The organism is Streptomyces sp. NPDC002536 (assembly GCF_053594995.1).
Genome location: NZ_JBSFWU010000001.1, coordinates 21,720 through 43,909 on the forward strand (window position 1 = coordinate 21,720; position 22,190 = coordinate 43,909).

16 protein-coding genes and 1 tRNA gene are annotated in these 22,190 nt (G+C 73.4%); 8 read left to right on the forward strand and 9 right to left on the reverse strand.

All coding sequences use genetic code 11. The annotated features are described in order from the left end of the window. Position 1: 1 nt before the first annotated feature. The 7 genes from ACWD4B_RS00085 (at position 2) to ACWD4B_RS00115 (ending at position 9,022) form a co-directional block, all read left to right on the forward strand. Positions 2-973 carry a glutamate ABC transporter substrate-binding protein gene (locus ACWD4B_RS00085; RefSeq protein ID WP_451418578.1) on the forward strand — a complete coding sequence of 324 codons (972 nt, stop codon included), beginning with the start codon at positions 2-4 and terminating at the stop codon, positions 971-973. A 49-nt stretch (positions 974-1,022) separates the two neighbouring features. After that, positions 1,023-2,300, forward strand: a complete 1,278-nt coding sequence (locus ACWD4B_RS00090; protein WP_451418579.1) for a hypothetical protein — start codon at positions 1,023-1,025, stop codon at positions 2,298-2,300. Further along, on the forward strand, positions 2,297-4,981 hold the full coding sequence (locus tag ACWD4B_RS00095) for a tetratricopeptide repeat protein (protein WP_451418580.1): 2,685 nt from the start codon (positions 2,297-2,299) through the stop codon (positions 4,979-4,981). Before ACWD4B_RS00090 ends, ACWD4B_RS00095 begins: the two co-directional genes overlap by 4 nt. Before the next feature lie 3 nt (positions 4,982-4,984). After that, on the forward strand, positions 4,985-6,139 hold the full coding sequence (locus tag ACWD4B_RS00100) for a PP2C family protein-serine/threonine phosphatase (RefSeq protein ID WP_451418581.1): 1,155 nt from the start codon (positions 4,985-4,987) through the stop codon (positions 6,137-6,139). Positions 6,140-6,249: 110 nt separating this feature from the next. Then, positions 6,250-7,611 (forward strand): vWA domain-containing protein, encoded by a 1,362-nt coding sequence (locus ACWD4B_RS00105; RefSeq protein ID WP_451418582.1) that lies wholly within the window; start codon positions 6,250-6,252, stop codon positions 7,609-7,611. Positions 7,612-7,665: 54 nt separating this feature from the next. Next, a complete protein-coding gene (locus tag ACWD4B_RS00110; RefSeq protein ID WP_451418583.1) occupies positions 7,666-8,565 on the forward strand; it encodes an FHA domain-containing protein in 900 nt (299 codons plus the stop codon). Positions 8,566-8,617: 52 nt separating this feature from the next. After that, the gene (locus ACWD4B_RS00115) at positions 8,618-9,022 is read left to right on the forward strand and encodes a globin (RefSeq protein WP_336413388.1); all 405 of its coding nucleotides are present in this window, start codon (positions 8,618-8,620) and stop codon (positions 9,020-9,022) included. A gap of 28 nt (positions 9,023-9,050) precedes the next feature. On the opposite strand, the gene ACWD4B_RS00120 is transcribed toward ACWD4B_RS00115, so the two are convergent. From ACWD4B_RS00120 to ACWD4B_RS00145, 6 genes are all read right to left on the reverse strand, one after another. Further along, on the reverse strand, positions 9,051-9,794 hold the full coding sequence (locus tag ACWD4B_RS00120; RefSeq protein ID WP_451418584.1) for a hypothetical protein: 744 nt from the start codon (positions 9,792-9,794) through the stop codon (positions 9,051-9,053). Beyond that, positions 9,794-11,458: an energy-dependent translational throttle protein EttA gene (ettA, locus tag ACWD4B_RS00125; RefSeq protein WP_451418585.1), complete on the reverse strand. Its 1,665-nt coding sequence runs from the start codon at positions 11,456-11,458 to the stop codon at positions 9,794-9,796. Before ettA ends, ACWD4B_RS00120 begins: the two co-directional genes overlap by 1 nt. Before the next feature lie 186 nt (positions 11,459-11,644). Then, positions 11,645-13,036, reverse strand: a complete 1,392-nt coding sequence (locus ACWD4B_RS00130) for a Cys-Gln thioester bond-forming surface protein (protein WP_451418586.1) — start codon at positions 13,034-13,036, stop codon at positions 11,645-11,647. A 272-nt stretch (positions 13,037-13,308) separates the two neighbouring features. After that, positions 13,309-13,785: a single-stranded DNA-binding protein gene (locus ACWD4B_RS00135; RefSeq protein ID WP_451418587.1), complete on the reverse strand. Its 477-nt coding sequence runs from the start codon at positions 13,783-13,785 to the stop codon at positions 13,309-13,311. Between the two features lie 184 nt (positions 13,786-13,969). Then, positions 13,970-16,096 carry a GTPase gene (locus tag ACWD4B_RS00140; protein WP_451418588.1) on the reverse strand — a complete coding sequence of 709 codons (2,127 nt, stop codon included), beginning with the start codon at positions 16,094-16,096 and terminating at the stop codon, positions 13,970-13,972. Beyond that, positions 16,093-17,745 carry a dynamin family protein gene (locus ACWD4B_RS00145; protein ID WP_336413444.1) on the reverse strand — a complete coding sequence of 551 codons (1,653 nt, stop codon included), beginning with the start codon at positions 17,743-17,745 and terminating at the stop codon, positions 16,093-16,095. The genes ACWD4B_RS00140 and ACWD4B_RS00145 overlap by 4 nt, the downstream gene beginning before the upstream one ends. A 306-nt stretch (positions 17,746-18,051) precedes the next feature. Here ACWD4B_RS00145 and ACWD4B_RS00150 point away from each other — a divergent pair. Continuing rightward, positions 18,052-18,124, forward strand: a tRNA-Arg gene (locus ACWD4B_RS00150). 172 nt (positions 18,125-18,296) lie between these two features. Here the strand turns inward: ACWD4B_RS00150 and ACWD4B_RS00155 are convergent. The 3 genes from ACWD4B_RS00155 to ACWD4B_RS00165 are packed head-to-tail and all read right to left on the reverse strand — an operon-like array spanning position 18,297 to position 21,969. Next, positions 18,297-19,331, reverse strand: coding sequence for an ABC transporter ATP-binding protein (locus tag ACWD4B_RS00155; protein ID WP_451418589.1), 1,035 nt, complete (start codon positions 19,329-19,331; stop codon positions 18,297-18,299). Continuing rightward, a complete protein-coding gene (locus ACWD4B_RS00160) occupies positions 19,328-20,902 on the reverse strand; it encodes an ABC transporter permease (RefSeq protein WP_451418590.1) in 1,575 nt (524 codons plus the stop codon). The genes ACWD4B_RS00155 and ACWD4B_RS00160 overlap by 4 nt, the downstream gene beginning before the upstream one ends. Then, positions 20,899-21,969, reverse strand: a complete 1,071-nt coding sequence (locus tag ACWD4B_RS00165; protein ID WP_451418591.1) for an iron ABC transporter substrate-binding protein — start codon at positions 21,967-21,969, stop codon at positions 20,899-20,901. The genes ACWD4B_RS00160 and ACWD4B_RS00165 overlap by 4 nt, the downstream gene beginning before the upstream one ends. Positions 21,970-22,190 lie beyond the last annotated feature (221 nt).

Here is a 22,190-nt window from a genome sequence, read left to right on the forward strand (position 1 = left end):
CGTGAGGACCCACGCACGGAGGAGGGCGGCGCTGGCCGCCGCCACGGCGGCCGCGTGCGCGGTGGCGGCGGCGGTGGCCGTCCAGCTGCCGGACCGTTCCGGCAGAGCGCCGCAGCACGAGGACCGTACGCAGCCGGTGGCCGCGGCCGCGCCGTCGGCCGGCGCCGCACAGTGCACCGACCCGGAGGCGAGCCTGCGGCCGTCCACCGTGGACGGCCCGGCCGTGCAGCGCATCAAGTCCCGCGGCCGCCTGATCGCGGGAGTCGACCAGAACAGCTACCACTGGGGCTACCGCGACCCCGCGACCGGCGAGCTCAGCGGCTTCGACATCGATCTGGTGCACGCCATCGCCAAGGACCTGCTGGGCGACCCCGACAAGGTCATCTTCATTGCGGTCACCACCAGTCAGCGCATCCCCGCGCTGCAACAGGGCAAGGTGGACATCATTGCGCGTACCATGACCATCAATTGCGAACGGGCCGGGCAAGTCGCCTTCTCCACCGCCTACTTCGGGACGGGCCAGCAGCTGCTGAAGCCCAAGAACTCGCCGATCAGCGGGTTCGACGGCTCCCTGGCCGGCAGGAGGGTGTGCGCAGCGAAGGGATCGACCGCGGAGACAGAGCTGAAGAAGAACCCGCACGCCGCCTCCGTGCTGACCGTGCCCAACCAGCTCGACTGCCTGGTACGGCTGCAGCTCGGGCAGGCGGACGCGGTGCTCACCGACGGCGCCCTGGCCGCCGGACAGGCAGCCCAGGACCCGTCCGTGGGACTCGTCGGCAAACCGTTCACCACCGAGTCGTACGGCGTGGCGATGAATCTCAAGGACGAAGACCTGGTACGCCGGGTCAACGCAGTACTGGAGGAGTTCCGGCGCGGCGGCGGCGACAGCCCCTGGATGCAGGCGTACCGCAAGTGGCTGGCCGCCGACCTGAAGGGGATCACTGCTCCCCCGGAGCCGAAGTACAGGGACTGACAGGACGGCAGCACCGGCGCTGCCGGGCCGACGACAGGAGAGGGGATCGATGGCGGTCGCGGGGCCCACCGGGCCGGCCTTGAGCCGCGAGGAGGCCGACCGGGCGCTGGCGCGGCTCGGCGCGGAGCACGAGGCGGTCGAGTCCTCGTTGCTCGCCCTCCAGGACCACGCGGGCCGCCGCCTGCTGGAGGGGGCGGAACTGAGCGGCACCACCCGCAGCAGATGGGAGCTCGCCGAGCAGCTCATCGCCCGGCTGTGGACGTACTTCGACGCCTACACCGACGCCCTGGAGGCGGCCCGCGAACTGCGCGGCCGCCGCCGCTGGCCCACCCAGGGCGAACTGTCCGAGCTCACCGACCTGCTGCGCGGCACGGCCGTCACCCTGCCCGCCGCCCCGGACGCGGGCACCGCCAGGCTCAGCGAACAGCTGACCCTGCAGGAGCTGGTGGACCGGATGAACGGCTGGTACGCGCAGGCGCTGGACGTGGTCGTCACCGCCGACGCCGTCTGGTCCGCGCTGCCCGCCCGCATCGACCTGCTGGCCGCCGAGCTGCAGCGCACCCGCTCGCTGGCCCACTCGATCGGCGTGCGGCCGGGCGAACACCCGTCGGGCGACGACCTGGAGGACATCACCCGGGAGCTGGCCGCCCTGCGGTCCGAGGTGATATCGGATCCGCTGGCCTTCTGGACCGGCTCCTCGCCCAGCTCCGCCCCGGGCGGCGGCCGCCCGGACACCCGGCGCTACGACCGCGCCGCCCGCGCCCTGGAGGACGTGCGGCGGGAGGTCGAGGCGGTGCTGGACGTGCGGCAGGACGCCGAACAGCGGCTGATGCGCGTGCGGGACGTGCTCTCGCGGGCCGACCGGACGCTCGTCGAGGCCCGGCAGGCGCGGGCCGAGGTCCTGTCGAAGATCGCCGCGTCCGTGGTGCCGGCCGTGTCCGGCCCGCCGACCGTGCTCTACGAGCAGCTGAGCGCCGCCGCCGAGCACCGCAGATGCGCCCGCTGGCACCGGCTCTCGCCGCTGCTGGACGGCCTGGAGCAGCGCGCGGAGGAGGAGCTGCTGCGCGCCCGCGAGTCGCTCACGGCGGTGACGGCGCCACTGGCGGTACGGGCCGAACTGCGCGGCAGGCTGGACGCGTACAAGGCGAAGGCCGCCCGGCACGGCCTCGCGGAGGACCCTTTCCTCGGCGAGCGGTACGACGCGGCGCGCCGGATGCTGTGGAGCGCGCCGTGTGATCTGGTGGCCGCGGAGGGGGCCGTGCTGCGCTATCAGCAGGCGGTGGCGGAGGCCCTGGCCCCGCCCGCCGACGTCAGGGGGGAATCATGAGCGGCACGTGCGAACAGGCGGGCTGCGACGGCTCCTACGAGGAGCTCGACGGCACGGCGTACTGCACCGTGTGCGGGGTGGCGCAGGGGACGGTCCCGGCGCGCGACTGCCAACGGCCCGGCTGCGACGGGCGCTACGAGGACGTCGGCGACGGCGAGTTGTACTGCGACCAGTGCGGGCTCGCGCCGGTCGTCTCGCCCAGCGGGATGATCGGCTCGCCGCCGACGGGCCTCACGAGCGCGGGGCGCGCGGCCCGGGAGGGGTCCGGCTCCTCGGGCGGATCCGGTGCACAGGGCTCGGGTTCGAGCGGCTCCGGTTCGGGGGGCTCCGGTTCGGGGGGCTCCGGTTCGGGGGGCTCCGGTTCGGGGGGCTCCGGGTCCTCGTCCCACTCGTCGGGGTCCGCGTCCTCGCGCCGCTCGGTCCCCGGCCGGCTGTCGAGGACCGTGACGGGCCACACGCCGGGCGTCGCGACCCGTTCGGTCTCGGTGAGCAGCGGACCGTCCACCATGGCCGCCCCCACCCGCAACAAGCTGGGCGCGGGCCTGGTCACCATGCCGGGCGTGCCGCGCCCGGACCCGCGGGCCGCGGTGCTCGCCGACCCGGAGGTGCCCGAGCGCAAGCGGTTCTGCAGCCGGAGCGACTGCGGTGCGCCCGTGGGGCGTTCGCGCGGCGACCGGCCGGGCCGCACGGAGGGCTTCTGCACCAACTGCGGCCACCCGTACTCGTTCGTGCCGAAGCTGCGCCCGGGCGACGTGGTGGGCGGCCAGTACGAAGTGGCGGGCTGCCTGGCGCACGGCGGGCTGGGCTGGATCTACCTCGCCATCGACCACGCCGTCGACGACCGCTGGGTGGTCCTCAAGGGCCTGCTCGACACGGGCGACGAGGACGCGCTGCAGGCCGCCCTCTCCGAGCGGGGCTTCCTCGCGCAGATCGAGCACTCCAACATCGTGCGCATCTACAACTTCGTCGAGCACCTGGACCAGCGCACCGGCAGCCTCGACGGCTACATCGTGATGGAGTACGTCGGCGGCAAGTCCCTCAAGGAGATCGCCAACGAGCGGCGGGCCCCGGACGGCCGGCGCGACCCGCTGCCGGTCGAGCAGGCGTGCGCGTACGGCATCGAGGCGCTGGAGGCTCTCGGCCACCTGCACAGCCGGAACCTGCTGTACTGCGACTTCAAGGTCGACAACGCCATTCAGCAGCAGGACCAGTTGAAGCTGATCGACATGGGCGCGGTCCGGCGCATGGACGACGAGGACAGCCCGATCTACGGCACGATGGGCTACCAGGCCCCGGAGATCGCCGGACTGGGCCCGTCCGTCGCCTCCGACCTCTACACCGTCGCCCGCACCCTGGCCGTCCTCACCTTCGACTTCCAGGGCTACACGACGGTCTTCGCGCACAGCCTGCCCGACCCCTCCCACATCGACGTCTTCACCCGCTTCGAGTCCTTCTACCGGCTGCTGGTGCGCGCCACCGACCCGGACCGCAAGCGCCGGTTCGCGTCCGCGGCGGAGATGGCGGAGCAGCTGACGGGCGTGCTGCGGGAGGTCGTCGCGCTGCAGACCGGCATGCCGCGCCCCGCACTGTCGCGGCTGTTCGGACCGGAGCCGCGAGTGGCGGACACCCGGCTGTTCGAGGCGCGCACCGACGACGTCTCCGCGCTGGGCACCCGCGCCGTGACCGGCCGCCGGGCCGTTGCGGGGGCCACGGCACCCGCCCTGCCGCAGCCGCCGGCGGCACTGACCGCCCCGCTCGACGCGCGGGCCACCGCCCTCGCCCTGCCGCTGCCCCTGGTCGACGCCGACGACCCCAACGCCGGCTTCCTCGCGGGCCTGCTGGCCTCGCAGCCGGCCGAGCTGTACGCGGCGCTCCAGGCGGCGCCCGCCGACTCGCCCGAGCTGCGGCTGCGCCGGACCCGCGCCCAGCTGGAGCTCGGCGAGGACGACTCCGCCTCGCAGGCGCTCGCAGCGCTGGAGGCGGACCACCCCGAGGACTGGCGGGTCGTCTGGTACCGCGGGGTGCACGCCCTGGCCACCGGCGACCACGAGACGGCCGCGCTCTCCTTCGACGCGGTCTACGACGCCTTCCCCGGCGAACCCGCGCCCAAGCTGGCCCTGGGCGTGTGCGCCGAGGTGCTCGGCCAGCTGGACAACGCCGCCGAGTACTACCGTCTGGTGTGGGCCACCGACCCCGGCTTCGTCAGCGCCGCCTTCGGGCTGGCGCGGGTGCGCCTGGCCTGCGGGGACCGCGCGGGCGCGGTGGCGGCGCTGGAGTCCGTCCCCGAGGCCTCCGTCCACTGCACGGCGGCCCGGGTCGCGGCCGTCCGGGCCCGGCTGCGGCAGCGCTCCGCCGCCGACCCCCTGCTGACGGACCTCCAGGCGGCGGCCCGGCAGGTGGAACGGCTCGACGGCTTCGGGCTGGACGCGGTCCGGCGCGAACAGCTCTGCACCGAGGTGCTGGGCACCGCGCTGGACTGGGTGCTCTCCGGCAGCCCGGGCGCGCCCCCGGGCGGCCCGCCGGGCGCGCTGGGCCTGCTCGGCAGCGGCCTGGACGAGCGCGGGCTGCGGTTCGGGCTGGAACGCTCGTACCGTGTGCTGGCGCGCCTCGCCCAGCGCGGCGAGGAACGGATCGAACTGGTGGAGCGGGCCAACCGTTACCGCCCCAGGACATGGGTGTGATCGATGTCGCAACTGCCCCCACAGCTGACGGTGTGCGCCGCCTGCCGCGAACCGCTGGAGCCGGCCGACAACTTCTGCGGCCGCTGCGGCGCGGATCTCTCGGCGGTGCCGCCCGCGCCGGACCGGACCGGGCCCGTCCTCCTGCGCGGGGCCGAGGACTGCTCCCTCGCCCCGCCCGCCGGGGCCGTGCCCGCCCAGACGGCGCAAGGACGGCACGGCACGGGGGGCACGGGCGCGTCCGGGCGGCCCTGCGGGGGCTGCCGTTCGGGCATGATCGACAAAGACGGGTACTGCGAGCACTGCGGGCATGCACAGCCGCGCGAACGGGATCACATGGAGCACGAGTCGGCAGGTGCGGCGGCGGTCAGCGACCGCGGCCTGCGCCACCACCGCAACGAGGACGCATACGCCGTGGCCACCGCGGAACTGCCCGACGGCGGCCCGGCCGTGATCGCCGTCGTCAGTGACGGCGTGTCGTCCGCGGCCCGCCCCGACGAGGCGTCGGCCGCGGCGACGGCCACCGCGTGCGAGGCCCTGACGACGGACCTGGCACGCGGCGAGCAGCCGCGCGAGGCCACCCACCGGGCGATCGTCCGGGCCGCCGAGGCCGTCAGCGCCCTGGCCGCCCCCGGCCGCCCGGGGCACAGCGAGCGCCTGCGCCACGAGAACGCACCGGCCTGCACGATCGTCAGCGCGGTCATCACCGGTGACCTGCTGACCATCGGCTGGGTCGGGGACAGCCGCGCCTACTGGGTGCCCGACGACCGCAGCACCCAGCCCGCCCGGCTCACCGAGGACGACTCGTGGGCCGCGCAGATGGTGGCGGCGGGGCTGATGTCGGAGGCCGAGGCGTACGCGGACGAGCGGGCCCACGCCATCACCGGCTGGCTCGGCGCGGACGCGTACGAGGTCGAGCCGCACACCGCGTCGTACCACCCGGACCGGCCGGGCGTGGTGCTGGTGTGCAGCGACGGACTGTGGAACTACGCCGAATCCGCCGAGCAGATGGCGGACATCGTCCCGGCCGACGCCCGGACCCGGCCGCTGGAGTGCGCACGCCGTCTGCTGGCACACGCTCTGGACGGCGGGGGCCACGACAACGTAACAGTGGCAGTACTGCCTTTCCCGGAACGGCCGCACGGGGCAGGATCGGCCTGACGGGCCGAGCGTCCACGGGGGGATCGCGCGCCGGTGCACGACCCGGCACCGGCGTCCGCCGTCTCCCGCCGCACACGTGACACGTGGAGTTTCGAAGAGGAGCGGATCGGATGGCCAACTTCTCCAAGCCGAGCGTGCCGCGTTTCTCGGTGGAGGTGTACCAGAACGTCTATCTGCCCGAGGGCGGCCGCGACGTCAGCGCGATCGTCACGGTCACCTCCACCGGCGGCGGCACGACCGGCGAGACACCCCGGATCCCCCATCTGTCCCCCTCCCCCACGGCGGCACAGGGCTGGGAGCCGGATGCGGCCGTGGTCGTCATGGTCGACTGCTCCGGCTCGATGGACTATCCGCCGACCAAGATGCACCACGCGCGCGAGGCCACGACGGCCGCGATCGACGCGCTGCGCGACGGTGTGGCCTTCGCCGTCGTCGCCGGGACCCACCAGGCGAAGGAGGCCTACCCCGGCAACGGCCGGCTCGCCGTCGCCGACGCCGCGACCCGGGCACAGGCCAAGCAGGCGCTGCGCGGGCTCTCCCCGGGCGGCGGCACCGCGATAGGCACCTGGCTGCGTCTGGCCGACCGGCTGCTGTCCACCTCCGACGCCTCGATACGTCACGCGATCCTGCTGACCGACGGGCGCAACGAGCACGAGGAACCGGACGTGCTGCAGGGGACGCTCGATACGTGCGCGGGCCGGTTCACCTGCGATGCGCGGGGGGTGGGCACGGACTGGGAGCCCAAGGAGGTCCGGCGCATCGCCGAGGGGCTGCTGGGGACGGCCGACAGCATCGCCGATCCGGCGGCGCTGGCCGCGGACTTCACGCAGATGATGGAAGCCGTGATGGGCAAGGACGTCGGCGACGTCCAGCTGCGGCTGTGGACCCCGCAGCGGGCCGAGGTGCAGTTCGTGAAGCTGGCCGCGCCGCGCACCGAGGACCTCACCGGGCAGCGCGCGGAGGCCGGTCCGCGCGCGGGCGACTACCCCACGGGGTCCTGGGGCGACGAGTCGCGCGACTACCACGTGGGCATCCGGGTGCCGAACGCCGAGGTCGGCCAGGAGATGCTCGCCGCCCGGGTCTCGCTGGTCCTGCCCACGCCCGACGGAGCGTCACCGCATGTGCTGGCGCAGGGGCTGATACGCGCGGTGTGGACGGACGACCTGGCGGCGTCGACCGCCATCAACCCCCAGGTCGCGCACTACACGGGCCAGGCGGAACTGGCGCTGGCCATCCAGGAGGGGCTGGACCTGCGCAAGGCGGGCGACGTCGACGGCGCGACGGCCAGGCTCGGCCGGGCCGTGCAACTGGCCGCCCGCTCGGGCCATGAGGACACCGCGAAACTGCTCGCCAAGGTGGTGGACGTCGTCGATGCCGCGACGGGTACTGTGCGGCTGAAGTCGAACGTCTCCAAGGAGGCGGAGATGACGCTGGAGACACGTTCGACGAGGACTGTCCGCGTCAAGAAGTGACGGACGGGCACGGCAAGTACAGCGACAGAAGGTGCTGGAGGGGGAGCGACCGAGATGCCGACCTGCGAGAAAGGCCACCAGTCCCAGGCCGAGGACTGGTGCGACGTGTGCGGACACCGGATGCAGGCGGCAGCCACGGGACCGGCCGTTCCGCCGCCCCTGCACGGCACCGGCGGCCCGCAGACCTGGAACGCGGAGCACGACGCCACGGTGCAGGCGGAGCTCTGCCCGCAGTGCCGCACGCCCCGCGAGACGCCGCAGACGCCGTACTGCGAGGAGTGCGGCCACAACTACCTCGGGCACCCTCCGGGGCCGACCCCGCCGGGCCCGCTGCAGCCGCACGTCTTCCAGTCGGACCCGTTCCAGTCCGACCCGCCGCCCTCGCCGCACCCCCAGGTGCCGCAGGACTGGGTCTACCAGCCGTCCCGCCCGTCGCAGAAGAACCGCCCGTCCGAGCCGCTGGCCCCGCAGCACCCCTACAGCGAGGAGGACGACTGGGTCATCTGCCCGCCGAGCGCCCCGCAGCGGCCGGCACAGCCCGCACAGCCCGTCGGCTGGGTGGCCGTCATCGCGCCGGACCGTGAGTACTTCCTGCGGATGATGAACAAGGGCGGCCCGGAGGCGGCGAGCCTGAACCTGCCCGTCTACTCGCCCGAACAGCAGCTCGCCCTCACCGGCCACCAGGTCACCGTGGGCCGCCGCCGGCACAGCACGGGCGAGTCCCCGGACATCGACCTGTCGGTGCCCCCGGAGGACCCGGGCGTCTCGCACCAGCACGCCATGTTCGTCCAGCAGCCGGACGGCACCTGGGCGGTGGTCGACCAGGACTCCACCAACGGCACCACGATCAACGGCTCGGAGGACCCGATCCAGCCGTACGTCCCGGTACCGCTGCAGGACGGGGACCGGGTGCACGTGGGGGCCTGGACGACGATCACGGTGCGGCGGGGCTAGGGCCTGTCCGACGGGTCGGTGCGGGTCGTGCGGCGTCTGAGACCATGGAAGGGTGAATGAGATTCCGCGCGGCACGCTTCAGGAGCAGACCTTTTTCGAGCAGGTCGGCGGCGAGGAGACCTTCCGACGCCTGGTCCGCCGGTTCTACGAGGGGGTCGCGGAGGACCCGCTGCTGCGGCCGATGTACCCCGAGGAGGACCTGGGCCCCGCCGAGGAGCGCCTGGTGCTCTTCCTCATCCAGTACTGGGGCGGCCCCCGCACCTACAGCGAGAACCGGGGCCACCCGCGGCTGCGCATGCGCCACGCGCCCTTCACGGTGGACCGCGCCGCCCACGACGCCTGGCTGCGTCACATGCGCGACGCGGTCGACGGGCTGGGGCTGGCGCCCGAGCACGAGACGCAGCTGTGGAACTACCTGACCTACGCCGCCGCCACGATGATCAACTCGGCCGACTGAGCACGGCACTTGGCGGGCCGGCGACGGCTCAGTGGTGTGTAGGGGTGACCGTCAGGCCCGCGAGCCCGCCCGTGCGCACGGCCACCGAGCCGTACGGGGTGCGCAGCCGCAGCCAGCCGCTTGCCGCGAGCAGCGCGAACGGTTCCCCGGCCGGCGGCAGCACCGCGGCCGCCGCCCCGGCGGACCGGGAGGCGGCGACGGCCATCTGCTGCTGACGGGCCGCAGGCCGCAGGAAGCCCAGCGCCTGCGCCGCGTGCACGGCACGCAGCGGCAGCCCGGTGTCCCCGAGCGTGCGGGACCAGATCTGGCGGCCGATACGATCACGCTCGCCGCGCGTCCGCCGCTCCTCCGGCAGCGCCCGGTCGCGCGCGCGGAACTCGGCGACGGCGGCGCTCAGTGCGCCGTGTATCGCCTGTGCGTCCGGCAGGCCCGGCACCCGCTGCCAGCCGCCGCGCGGGGGCAGCACCCCCGCCCACGGCGGCCCGGTGACGGCCTCCGGCACGACGACGGGCGTGCCCTGCGCCCCGGCCGCGTCCAGCGCATCGGCGAGCTGCCCCGCCGAGACCGTCACGTCCAGCACGGCCTCCTCGGCCAGCCGGGCCGTGCGGATCGCGAGCACCTCGAAGGACGGCGGCCGTCCGAAGACGCCCAGCACCCCGCCCCCGGCCTGCAGCCGGACGGCGGCGGCCCGGTCGTAGTGGATCAGCCGGGCCAGGAAGGCGGCCAGATCGGCCGCCTCCCCGGCGTCGGCGAAGCGCAGCGACTGCGTCATCAGCCCCGGGTCAGCTTCTTGTACGTGGCGCGGTGCGGACGGGCGGCGTCCGGACCGAGCCGCTCGATCTTGTTCTTCTCGTAGGACTCGAAGTTGCCCTCGAACCAGAACCACTTCGAGTTGCCCTCGTACGCCAGGATGTGCGTGGCCACCCGGTCGAGGAACCAGCGGTCGTGGGAGACGACCACGGCGCAGCCCGGGAAGTCCAGCAGGGCGTTCTCCAGCGAGGAGAGGGTCTCGACGTCGAGGTCGTTGGTCGGCTCGTCGAGGAGGAGCAGGTTGCCGCCCTGCTTGAGGGTGAGCGCCAGGTTCAGGCGGTTGCGCTCACCGCCGGAGAGGATGCCGGCCGGCTTCTGCTGATCCGGGCCCTTGAAGCCGAACGCGGAGACGTAGGCGCGGGACGGCATCTCGACCTGGCCGACGTTGATGTAGTCCAGCTCGTCGGAGACGACGGCCCACAGCGTCTTCTTGGGGTCGATGTTGGCGCGGCCCTGGTCGACGTACGAGATCTTGACGGTCTCGCCGACCTTGATGTCGCCGGAGTCCGGGGTCTCCAGACCCTGGATCATCTTGAACAGGGTGGTCTTGCCGGCGCCGTTCGGGCCGATGACACCCACGATGCCGTTGCGCGGCAGGGTGAACGACAGGTCGTCGATGAGGACCTTCTCGCCGAAGGCCTTGGAGAGGTTGTTGACCTCGACGACGATGCTGCCCAGACGCGGGCCCGGCGGGATCTGGATCTCCTCGAAGTCCAGCTTCCGCATCTTCTCGGCCTCGGCGGCCATCTCCTCGTAACGGGCCAGTCGCGCCTTGGACTTGGCCTGGCGGCCCTTGGCGTTGGAGCGGACCCACTCCAGCTCTTCCTTGAGGCGCTTCTGGCGCTTGGCGTCCTTCTGGCCCTCGACCTTCAGACGCGAGGCCTTGTTCTCCAGGTAGGTGGAGTAGTTGCCCTCGTAGGGGATCGCGCGGCCGCGGTCGAGCTCCAGGATCCACTCGGCCACGTTGTCCAGGAAGTACCGGTCGTGGGTGATCGCCACGACGGTGCCCGCGTACTTGGCCAGGTGCTGCTCCAGCCAGTTCACCGACTCGGCGTCGAGGTGGTTGGTGGGCTCGTCGAGGAGCAGCAGATCGGGGGCCTCGAGCAGCAGACGGCACAGGGCCACACGGCGCTTCTCACCACCGGAGAGGTTGGTGACCGGCCAGTCGCCGGGCGGGCAGTCCAGGGCGTCCATGGCCTGCTCGAGCTGGGCGTCCAGGTCCCAGGCGTTGGCGTGGTCCAGATCCTCCTGGAGCTTGCCCATCTCGTCGAGCAGCGCGTCCGAGTAGTCGGTCGCCATCAGCTCGGCGATCTCGTTGAACCGGTCGAGCTTGCCCTTGATGCCGGCGACGCCGTCCTGGACGTTCTGCAGGACGGTCTTGCTCTCGTCGAGCTCCGGCTCCTGCATCAGGATGCCGACGCTGTAGCCCGGGGAGAGGAAGGCGTCGCCGTTGGACGGCTGCTCCAGCCCGGCCATGATCTTGAGGACGGTGGACTTACCGGCGCCGTTGGGGCCGACCACACCGATCTTCGCACCGGGCAGGAAGCTCAGCGTCACGTCATCGAGGATGACCTTGTCGCCGTGCGCCTTGCGCGTCTTGCGCATGGTGTAGATGTACTCAGCCAAGAGAAACCGTCCGGCAATCGAGAAGGGCCAATGTGCGGCGCCGCCGCATGAGGGCAGACACACCCATCTTGCCGTACCGGCACCCTCGGGCGGAAACGCGTTAACGGCCCGGCCGGGACGGTGACCGGGCGAACCCGGCCACCGCCTGCACGAATGCCGTGGCACGGCACCCGCGGACCGCACACCTCACCGGCCGCCGGCCGCCTCCCGCCTGCGAAGGGCGTAGACCGCACCGCCGCCGGCCACGATCAGCACCACGGCCAGCCCCGCCACGACGGGGGTCGAACCGCTGCCGCCGGTGGTCGCGAGGTCACCGTCGGCGACCGGGGACGGACCGGTGCTCGGCCGGGCCGAGGGGGCGCCTCCCATGGAGCCGGTGGAGCCGCTCTCCGCGGTCTGGCAGTCCAATATCCCGGAGAACGTCCGGGAGTACCCGTTCGCACCGGTGACCGCGACCCGGTAGGCCTTGTCCTCCCCGGCCTTCACGACGACCGTCTCGGATCCGCCGGGCCGGACCGTGTGCCGTCTGCCCGCCAGTTCGAAGGGGAAGGCCTCGTCGCCCTTGTTGTCGACGGTGATCTCCACCCCGTCCTTGGTGCAGTCCTTCCTGGCCGCCACGGCCGGGGCGGCGCCCTTCTTCGCCCAGGTCGCGGTGGCGCCGGCGGAGACGGTGCTCTCGCTGGAGCCGGCCAGGATCAGGGCCTGGGTCTTGATGTGATCGCCGATGAAGGCCCGGCCGACCGGGACCTTGGTCGCGGCGGTGACCTTGAGCGAGGTGGAGCCGTCCGGGGCGCCGGCCGGGACGGCGAAGTACAGCTCGCCGCCGTCGGCCGTCGTGGTGACCGGCTTGCCGTCCTTGCCGACGATCTTCACGCCCTTGGCCGCGGCGTCCCCGGAGGGGGCCACGGTGACGCTGGCCGCATCGGTGCGGACCGTGACGGGGCCGAGGCGCTGCCCGGACTTGCCGGAGACCGCCGAGGGGGCGAGGGTCAGCGAGGCCTTGGGCTCCTCGACGTCCTGCGCGCTCTTGTAGAGCCAGTCGGCGAGCTTCTGCGCCTCGGGGTTCTGCGCGTCCACGCTGACGTGGTCCGAGTACCGCCAGATGGCGACCTGGGTGCCCGCGGCGGCGGTGTTCGCGTCGAGCGTGCCCGCACCGGAGTCCTTGGCGAGCGCGGCCAGGTCGTTGACCTGGGGGTAGGAGTGCTGGAGGATCCAGCGGATCTTCCCGGCGTCCTTGTTGTCGTGCAGGGACGACTGGCTCCAGCCGGCTTCCCGGTACTTCGCGCCGTCCACGGTGTTGGTCAGGATGTCGATGCAGTACGTCTGCAGCGCACCGCCGCCGTCGACCTTCATCTCGAAGAGCCCCGCGGCCACCTCGCCGGTCTTGCGCCGGTCGTGCACGACGGCCCGGCCGCCGGCCGTGATGGCGCCGAGTGCCGCACTGACGCCCCCCTGGTTCTGCGGCACCCTGACCGCCGCGGCCGGACCCGCGGCGGCTATGGCCCCCACGACGGCAAGTCCGGATGCCAGGACTGCCGCGGCAAGGCGTGCTGCGCCCCGCCTCGTGACAGAGTTCATGGTTTCCTTTCGGGCAGGCGCAGCTCGCCGCACTCCTCCGGGCGTGCGCCCCACCGGGCAACTGAATACGCAGTGGCCCCCGTTGCTACGGACGGAGATCCTAAAGAGCGGGGAGAAGGCCTGGTTCCACTCAGCCGCCCGGATCCCGGATCCGAATCGGAATCGTTACCGGCGGCGCCGCTCCTGACCTGGCCTTATCGATAAATCAACCGGACAAATCCCCCATTTTCGGGGGTTGTTGTCCCGACCCCGCGAACCCGGCCTGCGCGGCCCTACGAAGACACCCCGACCGCCCGGGCCGCCTCGCCGACCCCTCCGGCGGCGATGACCTCCCCTGCCGTCACCGGCATCCCTGCCATCCGCACCGGCTCGAGCGGCAGCGGTCTCGCTTGCGACACCCGGCGGAACGCCGACGTGCCCCGCGCGAGATCGTGCCCGACGGACACTGCGTCAATGTCGGCGGACAGCCACCGTTTTCCGTCGCGCTCCTGCTCCTGGATCTTCAACTTGCCGTGGACGACGACCGGTTCCCCCACCGAAAGCGACCCCACCACGTTTCCCGCCAGCGCCCGCCACGCCCAGACCGTGTAGAAGCTGGTGTAGGCGTCCGCCCACTCCTCCCGCCCCCGGTCCCAGCGCCGCACCGTCGCCGCGAGCCGGAAGCGCGAGACGGACGCCCCGCCGGCCGTCTCCCGGAAGTCCGGCGGCGTGGCCACGTTGCCCACGACCGTCACCAACGTCTCGTTCATGCGAACCGCCCCCCGTACCCCTGCGCAGCCTCTGCGCGCCCGGCCGGTGCCCGATTGCCCGGCCGCGTGACCTCATCGTGCCCGCGATCGCGAGAGTCTGCTGAGGGCTGTGGACTACCCGCGGGTTGTGGAAAACCCCGTCACCCGGACGATGCCCACCAGCCTCTGTCGCCTCGTCAGCCCCTCACACCTCGCCCGCGGCGATCACGAACTGCGCCCGCACCTCCTGGTACCGCAGGAGCTCCGCCGCCACGGGCTCGAGCACCCGCGCCCGCCCGCATCCCGCCGCGGCCTCCCGCAGCCGCCGCTCGATCTCCAGCCCGTACCGCCGGGCCGGCCCCCGCGCCGCCACCCGGCAGCACCATGCAAGGGCCGGCCCACCGGCCGCAGCCCCCGCCACCAGCAGCCCCGGAACCCACCACGGCACCCCGAAGTCCCCTGTCAGCACCCCCACCAGTCCTGCCACCCCGAGCAATTGCAGCCCCAACAGGGCCACCTGCCCCACCGCCACCACCGTCCACCACCGCGGCCGGGCCGCCCGCACGGCGCCGCCCCCGCGGGTACGCCACGCGGCAGCACGCCCCACGCCCGTACGCCAGCCCCGGGAGATACCCCACACACCGCCCTCGTCGGCCTTCGTCAGCCGACCCGCCGCGCGCCAGCTGCCCCCGGTGTGCCAGCCTCCCGGGCGCCGCACGACCGGCGCGGACGCCGCGACGGCGGTCGCCTCGTCGAGCGCGTCGGCCAGCCCGTCGGCCCCGCGCACCGCGGCCTCGCGCACGGCCTGCGCCCAGGGGCCGGGCAGCCCGGTGGCGGCCTCGTGCGCCAGCGTCCGCACGGCCTGTTCGACCAGGGGCCGGGAGGCGGTGCGCCGCGCCGCCGCAGGCATCCCGGCCGCATCGACGGTGGCCTCGGCCCCGAGGGGGTCGGAGACGTCGAGAGCGTCGACGTCGTGCACGCCCCCCTCGTCGTAATCGTCCGCCGGCACGAACTCGCTCATGTCGCGGATACCGCCCACGCCGTCGATCTCGTCCTCGTCCACCCCCGAGAACCCCAGCCACGGCCCCAGCGCCCGCAGCCACAGCCACACCCGTGCGATCAGGGCCCGGTACCAGCGCCGCGCCCGCCGCCACATCGTCGTGCACGCGCGCTCGGCGTCCCGCCGCCAGGCCCGCTCCGCCGCGAGCCCGGCCGCCTGCGCGCCCACCGCCTCGGCCAGCCGGTCCTCGAACTCCTGTCGTGCCTGCTCGGTCAGCCCGGGCCGCCCGTCGGTCACGTAGGCCTGCCGCAGCCGCGCCGACACGCCGTCCACATCGGCCGTCAGCCGCAGCTCCGCCGCGGTCCGCCGGGCCGTGAACTGGCCCAGCAGCTCGCGCAGTTCCCCGATCCCCTCGCCCGTCAGAGCCGAGATCGCCATCACCACGGCCCCCGGCTCACCGTGCTCGCCCAGGGCCAGCCCGTCGTCGTCCAGCAGCCGCCGCAGGTCGTCGAGCACCTGGTCGGCGGCGTCCCGGGACAGCCGGTCGACCTGGTTGAGGACGACGAAGGTCACCTCCGCATACCCGGCGAGCGGCTGCAGATAGCGCTCGTGCAGCACCGCATCCGCGTACTTCTCCGGGTCCACCACCCAGATCACCGCATCCACCAGCCGCAGCAGCCGGTCCACCTGCTCGCGGTGGCCGGCCGCGGCCGAGTCGTGGTCCGGCAGGTCCAGCAGGACGAGACCGTTCAGCGACCGGTCGTACGGGCGCACCGGCTGCCGGCGCGCCCGTGCCGGGATGCCGAGCCGGTCCAGCAGCCCCTCCGCACGGTCCGACCAGGCGCAGGAGACGGGAAGCGCGGTGGTCGGCCGCCGCACCCCGGCCTCCGAAAGCTGCGCCCGGGCCAGGGCATTGAAGAGGGTCGACTTGCCGCTGCCCGTCGAGCCCGCGATGGCGACGACGGTGAGGTCGAACGAATAGCGCTGCCGAGCCGCGGCCTCCTCCAGCACCCGCCGCGCCTCGGCGAGCGTGCGCCGGTCCAGCCGCGCCCCGGACAGCCCCACCAGCTCGCGCAGGGCGTCCAGTCTCGGCCGCAGGGCGTGCCCCACGGGGCTCGGCGCACTCCGGGGCGGCCCCGGGGGCAGAGGGCTCACGGGTGGGGCCGTGTGCTCCGGCGGAAGCGCCGTGGCGGTCAGCGGGGAGTGTGCGGGGCGCTCGGGCCGTGCCCGGCGCGCGATCAGGCCGTCGTCCCAGGCCCGGTCCCCGGAGTCGCCGGGAGAGCGGCCCTCGCCCCGTGCGTCGCTCCTGCCGGTGGTCTGCACTGCGGTCACCTCTCCTTCTGCAGGACGGACAACGCGGCGATCAGGTCGACCTGGTGCTCCGGCGTCACCTCGAGCGCCTCCAAAGGGGCCGCCCTGCGGTCCCGTTCGGCGTCGAGCACCTGCTCCAGACAACCGGACAGCAGGTCCCCTCCCCGGTCGTGCAGCCGCAGCGCGCCCTGCGCGCCCAGCAACTCGGCCAGCGTCTCCCCCGCCGTGCGCGCCCGGCGGCCCCCCAGCAACGCCGCTGCGAGCAGCGCGGCAACGTGTTCCCCGTCGAGGCTCGCGGCCCGCTCGGCGGCCCGCACCTCCTCCTCCGCGATCTCCTCCAGGCACCGCCGCCAGCGCCGCGCGGCCACACCGATCCGTCCGGCGGCCCCGTCGGGGTCGCTCGGTGCGAGCACCGAACCGGTGGCCGGATCGTCGCCGCAGGCCGCGGCGATCTCCTCGTCGGCGGCGTCGGCCGCACAGCTCAGCAGCGCGACGAGGGAGCCGGTGAGGGCCGTGAGCAACTCGTCGGGCGTGCTGTCCTGTGGATGTCCGCGCCAGTGCGTCAGGGCGTCCCCGGCGAGCATCTCGCCGGACTCGACGGCGAGCCGTACGCGCTCCACGGCGCGCCCGTACGCGTCCTCGACGCGCTGCAGCAGCCGGACGGCCGCCGCGTGCTGCACGGCCGACGCCCCGGCGAGCCCGGGCAGCCGTGCGCCGAGGGAGGAGAGCACCCCGGCGGCGGTCCGGGCGGTGGCCACCGTCCGGGCCGCCGGGTCCTGGGCCCGCTGGGCGAGCCAGGCGCGCAGCCCGGCGACGGCGGTGGCGGGCAGCAGTCCGCTGCCGCCGCCGGCGGACTCCGGGAGTTCGGGAATGGTGAAGCGGGGCACGTCCCCCAGGCCCGCGTGTTCCAGCAGCGCGTCGTACTGGCGGGACACCTCGGCAGCGACCTGGTGCGGCACCCGGTCCAGCACCGTGACGAGCGTGACGTCGTACTCCTTGGCGGTGCGCAGCAGGTGCCAGGGCACCGCATCGGCGTAGCGGGTGGCAGTGGTGACGAGTACCCAGACGTCGGCGGCGCAGATCAGTGCGGCGGCGAGCTCGCGGTTGCGGGCGACGAGGGAGTCGATGTCGGGCGCGTCCAGCAGCGCGAGCCCGCGCGGCAGGGAACGGTCGGTCTCGATCCGCAGTGAGCTGAGCCCGTCGTCCGGCCCCTCCCCCGCGTCGCCGTCGGCCGCTTCCGGAGCCCCCGCCTCCACGGCGTCGTCCATTCCGCCCGCCTCGTACGCGGCACCCTCCTGGGCCGGCACCCAGACCCGGTGCAGCCGCGGCAGCACCCGGGGCCCCGCGAACCAGTGGTGGTCGTCCGGATGACAGACCAGAACTGGCGTACGGGTTGTCGGCCGCAGCACCCCCGCCTCAGTGACCCGCCGCCCCACCAACGAGTTGACCAGCGTGGACTTGCCCGCCCCCGTGGACCCTCCGACGACCGCGAGCAACGGCGCTTCGGGGGCGCACAGGCGGGGCACCAGATAGTCGTCGAGCTGCGCCAGGAGCTCGGCCCGGTTTCGACGGGCGCGGGCCGCGCCGGGAAGGGGGAGTGGAAAGCGTGCGGCGTCGACACGGTCACGCAGTGCGGACAGTGCATCGAGCAGCCGGGGCCGTACGTCCAAGGTCGCCACACGTGCAGAATGCCCAATTCTGGGGTGTTTTTGAAGCAAATCACCCCTGGCGCGCGAGGCGTGGCGCAAGGGGCCCAGGCATAACGAGTGCACAACACCCGGTGCCCAGGGCGTCAAAAACGATGCGAAAATCGCACCTGCCTGCGATTATCAGGACCGCTTCACCGAACCTCCACATCGTGTCACGGAGGTGAAGCAACCGGGACGAGGTACGCGGAGCCCTATCCTTGTCCCCGGCAAGGTCACGGCACCACCGAGCCCGGGGCTTCAGCCGTCCGCGACCGCAGCACCAGACCGGCCCCCGTAGCTCAGTGGATAGAGCAGGCGCCTTCTAAGCGCTTGGCCGCAGGTTCGAGTCCTGCCGGGGGCGCTCGCGCTCCACCCTTCGCCTCTCCCCTCCGGGAGGGGCGTTTTTGCTGGTCAAGGGCAGGTTAGTGGGGGCGGCGTAGCAGGGGCGTAAGGGTCGGGCCCGGCCTCGCGGCGCAGAACGCCGACAGGGCCGCGACGCTGCTGCCCGCCCCGCAGGCGATCTGTGCGCGCCCCTACCGCCCCTCCACCACATGTACCGGCCCCTGCGCCTCCACGTACGCCTCCCCCGTCGGCCACGGCGCGTCGGTGTAGGCGATGAGGGCGGGCGGCAGGCCGTCCGAATGCGTGGGGAGGAGTTCGATCCTGTGGTCGTGGCCGCGGAAGCGGCACGTCTGCACCCGGGCGCGGACCGCGCCCGGGCCGGGGTCGGTGCGGAGGCGGAGTTGACGTGGTCTCAGCAGGACGAGGCCGTCGCGCTCGCCGTTCGCGGCCGTGGTCAGCGGGAGGGTGCCGAAGACGGTCTCGGCCTTGCCGTCCGCCACGGTGGCCGGGACCAGGTTGGCCTCGCCGAGGAAGCGGGCGATGGCGGTGTCGGCGGGCTCGCGGTAGAGCTGTTGCGGGGCGGCCTGCTGGGCCGTGCGGCCGGCGTGCAGGACGGCGATGGTGTCGGCGAAGGACAGGGCCTCCTCCTGGTCGTGGGTGACCAGGATCGCGGTCGCCCCGGCGCGTCGCAGCGTCGCAGCGACCTCGGCCCGCAGGTCGGTGCGCAGGGCCGCGTCGAGGGCCGCGAACGGCTCGTCCAGCAGGAGCAGTTCGGGTTCGGCCGCCAGGGCGCGGGCGAGGGCGACGCGCTGCTGCTGGCCTCCGGAGAGCTGGTGCGGGTGGCGCTTGGCGAGGCCGTCGAGGCCGACCAGGGCGAGGAGTTCGGCGACCTTCTCGCGGCGGCGGCCGCGCGGCAGGCCGAAGCCGATGTTGCCGGCCACAGTCAGGTGCGGGAACAGCGCACCGTCCTGCGGCACATAGCCGATCCTGCGGTGCTCGGCGGGCAGTCGGCGCCGTCCGTCGTCCAGCAGCCGGCCGCCCAGGGCGACTTCGCCCTCCGTGGCCGGATGGAAGCCTGCTATGACGCGCAGCAGGGTGCTCTTGCCGCACCCGGACGGTCCGAGCACACAGGCCAGCGCCCCGTCCTCGACCGTCAGGTCGACTCCGGCGAGGATCTCGTTCCGGCCGTGCGCGGCACGCAACCCTTTGATCGAGAGGCCACTCATCGCGTTGTCTCCGTACGGGGATCGGCGCCGAGCGTGCGGCGGGTGAGCAGGAGGACGGGCGGTACGGACAGGGCCACCATCACTGCGGCGTACGGTGCTGCGGCTCCGTAGGCGAGGCCGCTGGTGTACGTCCAGAAGCGGGTGGCGAGGGTCTCGGTGCCGGTCGGGCGGAGCAGCAGGGTGGCGGTCAGTTCGGTGCTGGCGGTGAGGGCGACCATGGCGGCGGCCGCGCCGAGGCCGGGCAGCACGAGCGGCAGCGTGATGCGGGCCAGTACCGCGGCCGGGCGGGTGCCGAGCGAGCGGGCCACCTCCTCGACACCGGGCGGCACTTGGGCCAGGGCGGCCCGCACGGCCGTCAGGGCGAGCGAGAAGTAGAGCACCGTGTACCCGGCGACGAGCATCGGGGGCTGCTGGTAGAGCGGCTGGGCGTAGCGGATCGCGAAGTAGACGACGGAGAGGGCGACCGCGATGCCGGGCAGCGCCCGGGTGAGGTAGGCGGCGCTCTCGGCGGCCCGGGCGAGCCGGCTGTCGCGCCGCCAGGCGTACAGGGCGACGGGGACAGCGGTCGCGGTGGCGACGAGGGCGGACACGGCGGCGTAGCCGAGCGTGGTGAGCGCGGCGGTGAGCACCGAGGCCTGCGGGAGCGTGGTGGAGCTGCCGCGCACAAGCCAGTAGCCGAGGGCGTAGACCGGCACGCCGAGCGCGGTGGCGACGAGAGCGGCCAGTGCGGCCAGAGCGGGCACTGTCCAGCGGCCGAGCCGGGCGGGGGCGGCGCTGCGGCCGGCGGTGGCGCGGCGGGCGGTGCGGCCACGGCGGCCTGCGGTCGCCTCCAGGAGGACGAGCAGCAGGGCGAGGGCGACGAGCACCAGGGTGAGCAGTGCGGCCGAGGCCGCGTCGAAGCCCAGTTTGTACTCGCTGAAGATGGCGGTGGCGAAGGTGGTGAAGCGCAGCATCGCGAACGCCCCGTACTCGCCGAGCAGATAGAGCGACACCAGCAGTGCGCCGCCGGCCAGTGCGGGACGGGTGAGGGGCAGGGTGACGCGCCAGAGGGTCGCGAACGGGCCCCGTCCGAGGCTGCGGGAGACCTCTTCGGCTGCGGTGTCGGCGCGCCGCAGGGTCGCGGCGACCGGGAGGAACACCAGCGGGTACAGCGAGCAGGTCATCACGAGCACCGCTCCCCAGTAGCCGCGGACCGAGCCGGTCAGCGAGACCCAGGAGTAGCCGCGGACGAACTCGGGCACGGCGAGCGGGAGGGCGAGCGCGACGGCCCACCAGCGGCGGCCCGGCAGGTCGGTGCGCTCCACCAGGTACGCCGCGCCGAAGCCGAGGACGGCGGTGGCGAAGGTGACCGCGAGGGCCAGCGTGGCGGTGTTCCACAGCAGGGTGGCGATCAGCGGGCGGCCGAGCAGGCGGTGGGCCTGCTCCCAGCCCGCCTGGGCGGCCTGGACACCGACGAACGCGAGCGGCGAGACCACCGCGGCGACGACGGCGAAGGCGGCAGCGGGCAGCAGGCCGGCGGCCCGCCACCGCAGCAGCGGCGACGGACCACCGGGGGAACGGAGGGTGCTCACGCCAGGAGACCGGTGTCCTGGAGGAGCTTGAGGGCCTCCTTGCCGTCACCGAGGTCGGCGACGTTCGCGACGGTGCCGATGGTGTCGAGTGCGGGGAGCTCGCTCTTGCCCTTGACGCCCGGGACGAGCGGGTACTCGTAGCTCTCGGAGGTGGCGATCACGTTCTGTGCGGGCGCACTGGCCAGGTAGGCGAGAAACGCCTGAGCGGCCTGCTGGTGCTTGCCGTGCTTGAGGGCGGCCGCGCCCGAGACGTCGACGAGCGCGCCCGGGTCGCCCTTGGCGAAGTAGTGCAGCTTGGCGTGGGTCTTGGCGGCGGTCTGCTCGTCGCGCAGGCGGTAGAAGTAGTAGTGGTCGATGACGCCGCCCTCGACCTCGCCCTTGTTGACGGCGGCGGACAGGTCCTCGTTGCTGTCGTAGGTCTTGGCGTTGGCCTTCAGGCCTTCCAGCCACTTCTTGGCGGCGTCCTCGCCGTCGGTCTTGATCATGCGCGTGACGACGGGCGCGAAGTCGGTCTCGCCGGGTGCGATGCCGAGGCGTCCCTTCCACTCCGGCTTGGCCAGGTCGCGCACGGAGGACGGCGGTGCGGTGTCGGCGCCCTTGCCCTCGGCGGCGAGGAAGGCGGCGGTGCGGGCGGAGATGCCGACCCAGTCGCCCTTGGGTGAACTGTCCGGGGAGGGAACGGCCTTGAGGGTGTCCGCCTTCACCGGGGCCAGCAGGCCCTTCTCCTCCAGGGTGGTCAGTGCGGGCGGGTTCTCGGCGTAGAAGACGTCGGCCGGGGAAGCCGCGCCCTCCTGGAGGATCTGGTTGGCGAGCTCGGCCTCGTCACCGGAGCGCAGCTCGACCTTGACGCCGGTGCGCTTCTCGAAGTCCGCGGCCAGTGCCTTGACGGTCTGCTCGTGCTGACCGCTGTAGACGGTGACCGTCTGACCCTTGAGGGACGCTCCGTTCGACGCCGACGAGGCGTCGCTGTCGTCCTTGCTGCCGGACGAACCGCCGCAGGCGGTCAGTCCGAGGAGACAGGCGGTCGTGAGCGACAGCACGGCGACGGGCCTGAGGGATCGGAGCATGGTGGGGGACCTCCGCAGTGGGCAGGGTTCGGCCGGTCGGCTTCACCCGGAACGGCTGGATCCAGCCGGTTACGGGCGGCGCCGCGCACCCGGGGGAACGCGGCTCGTGGGGCACCCGACCCCGGCGTGATGCGCCAGAACCTAGGACAGGGAAGGTTTACCTAACAAGTTTTGAGCCGTCAGATTTCAGCCATGCATCGGCATGGCCAAACTTCGCTCCC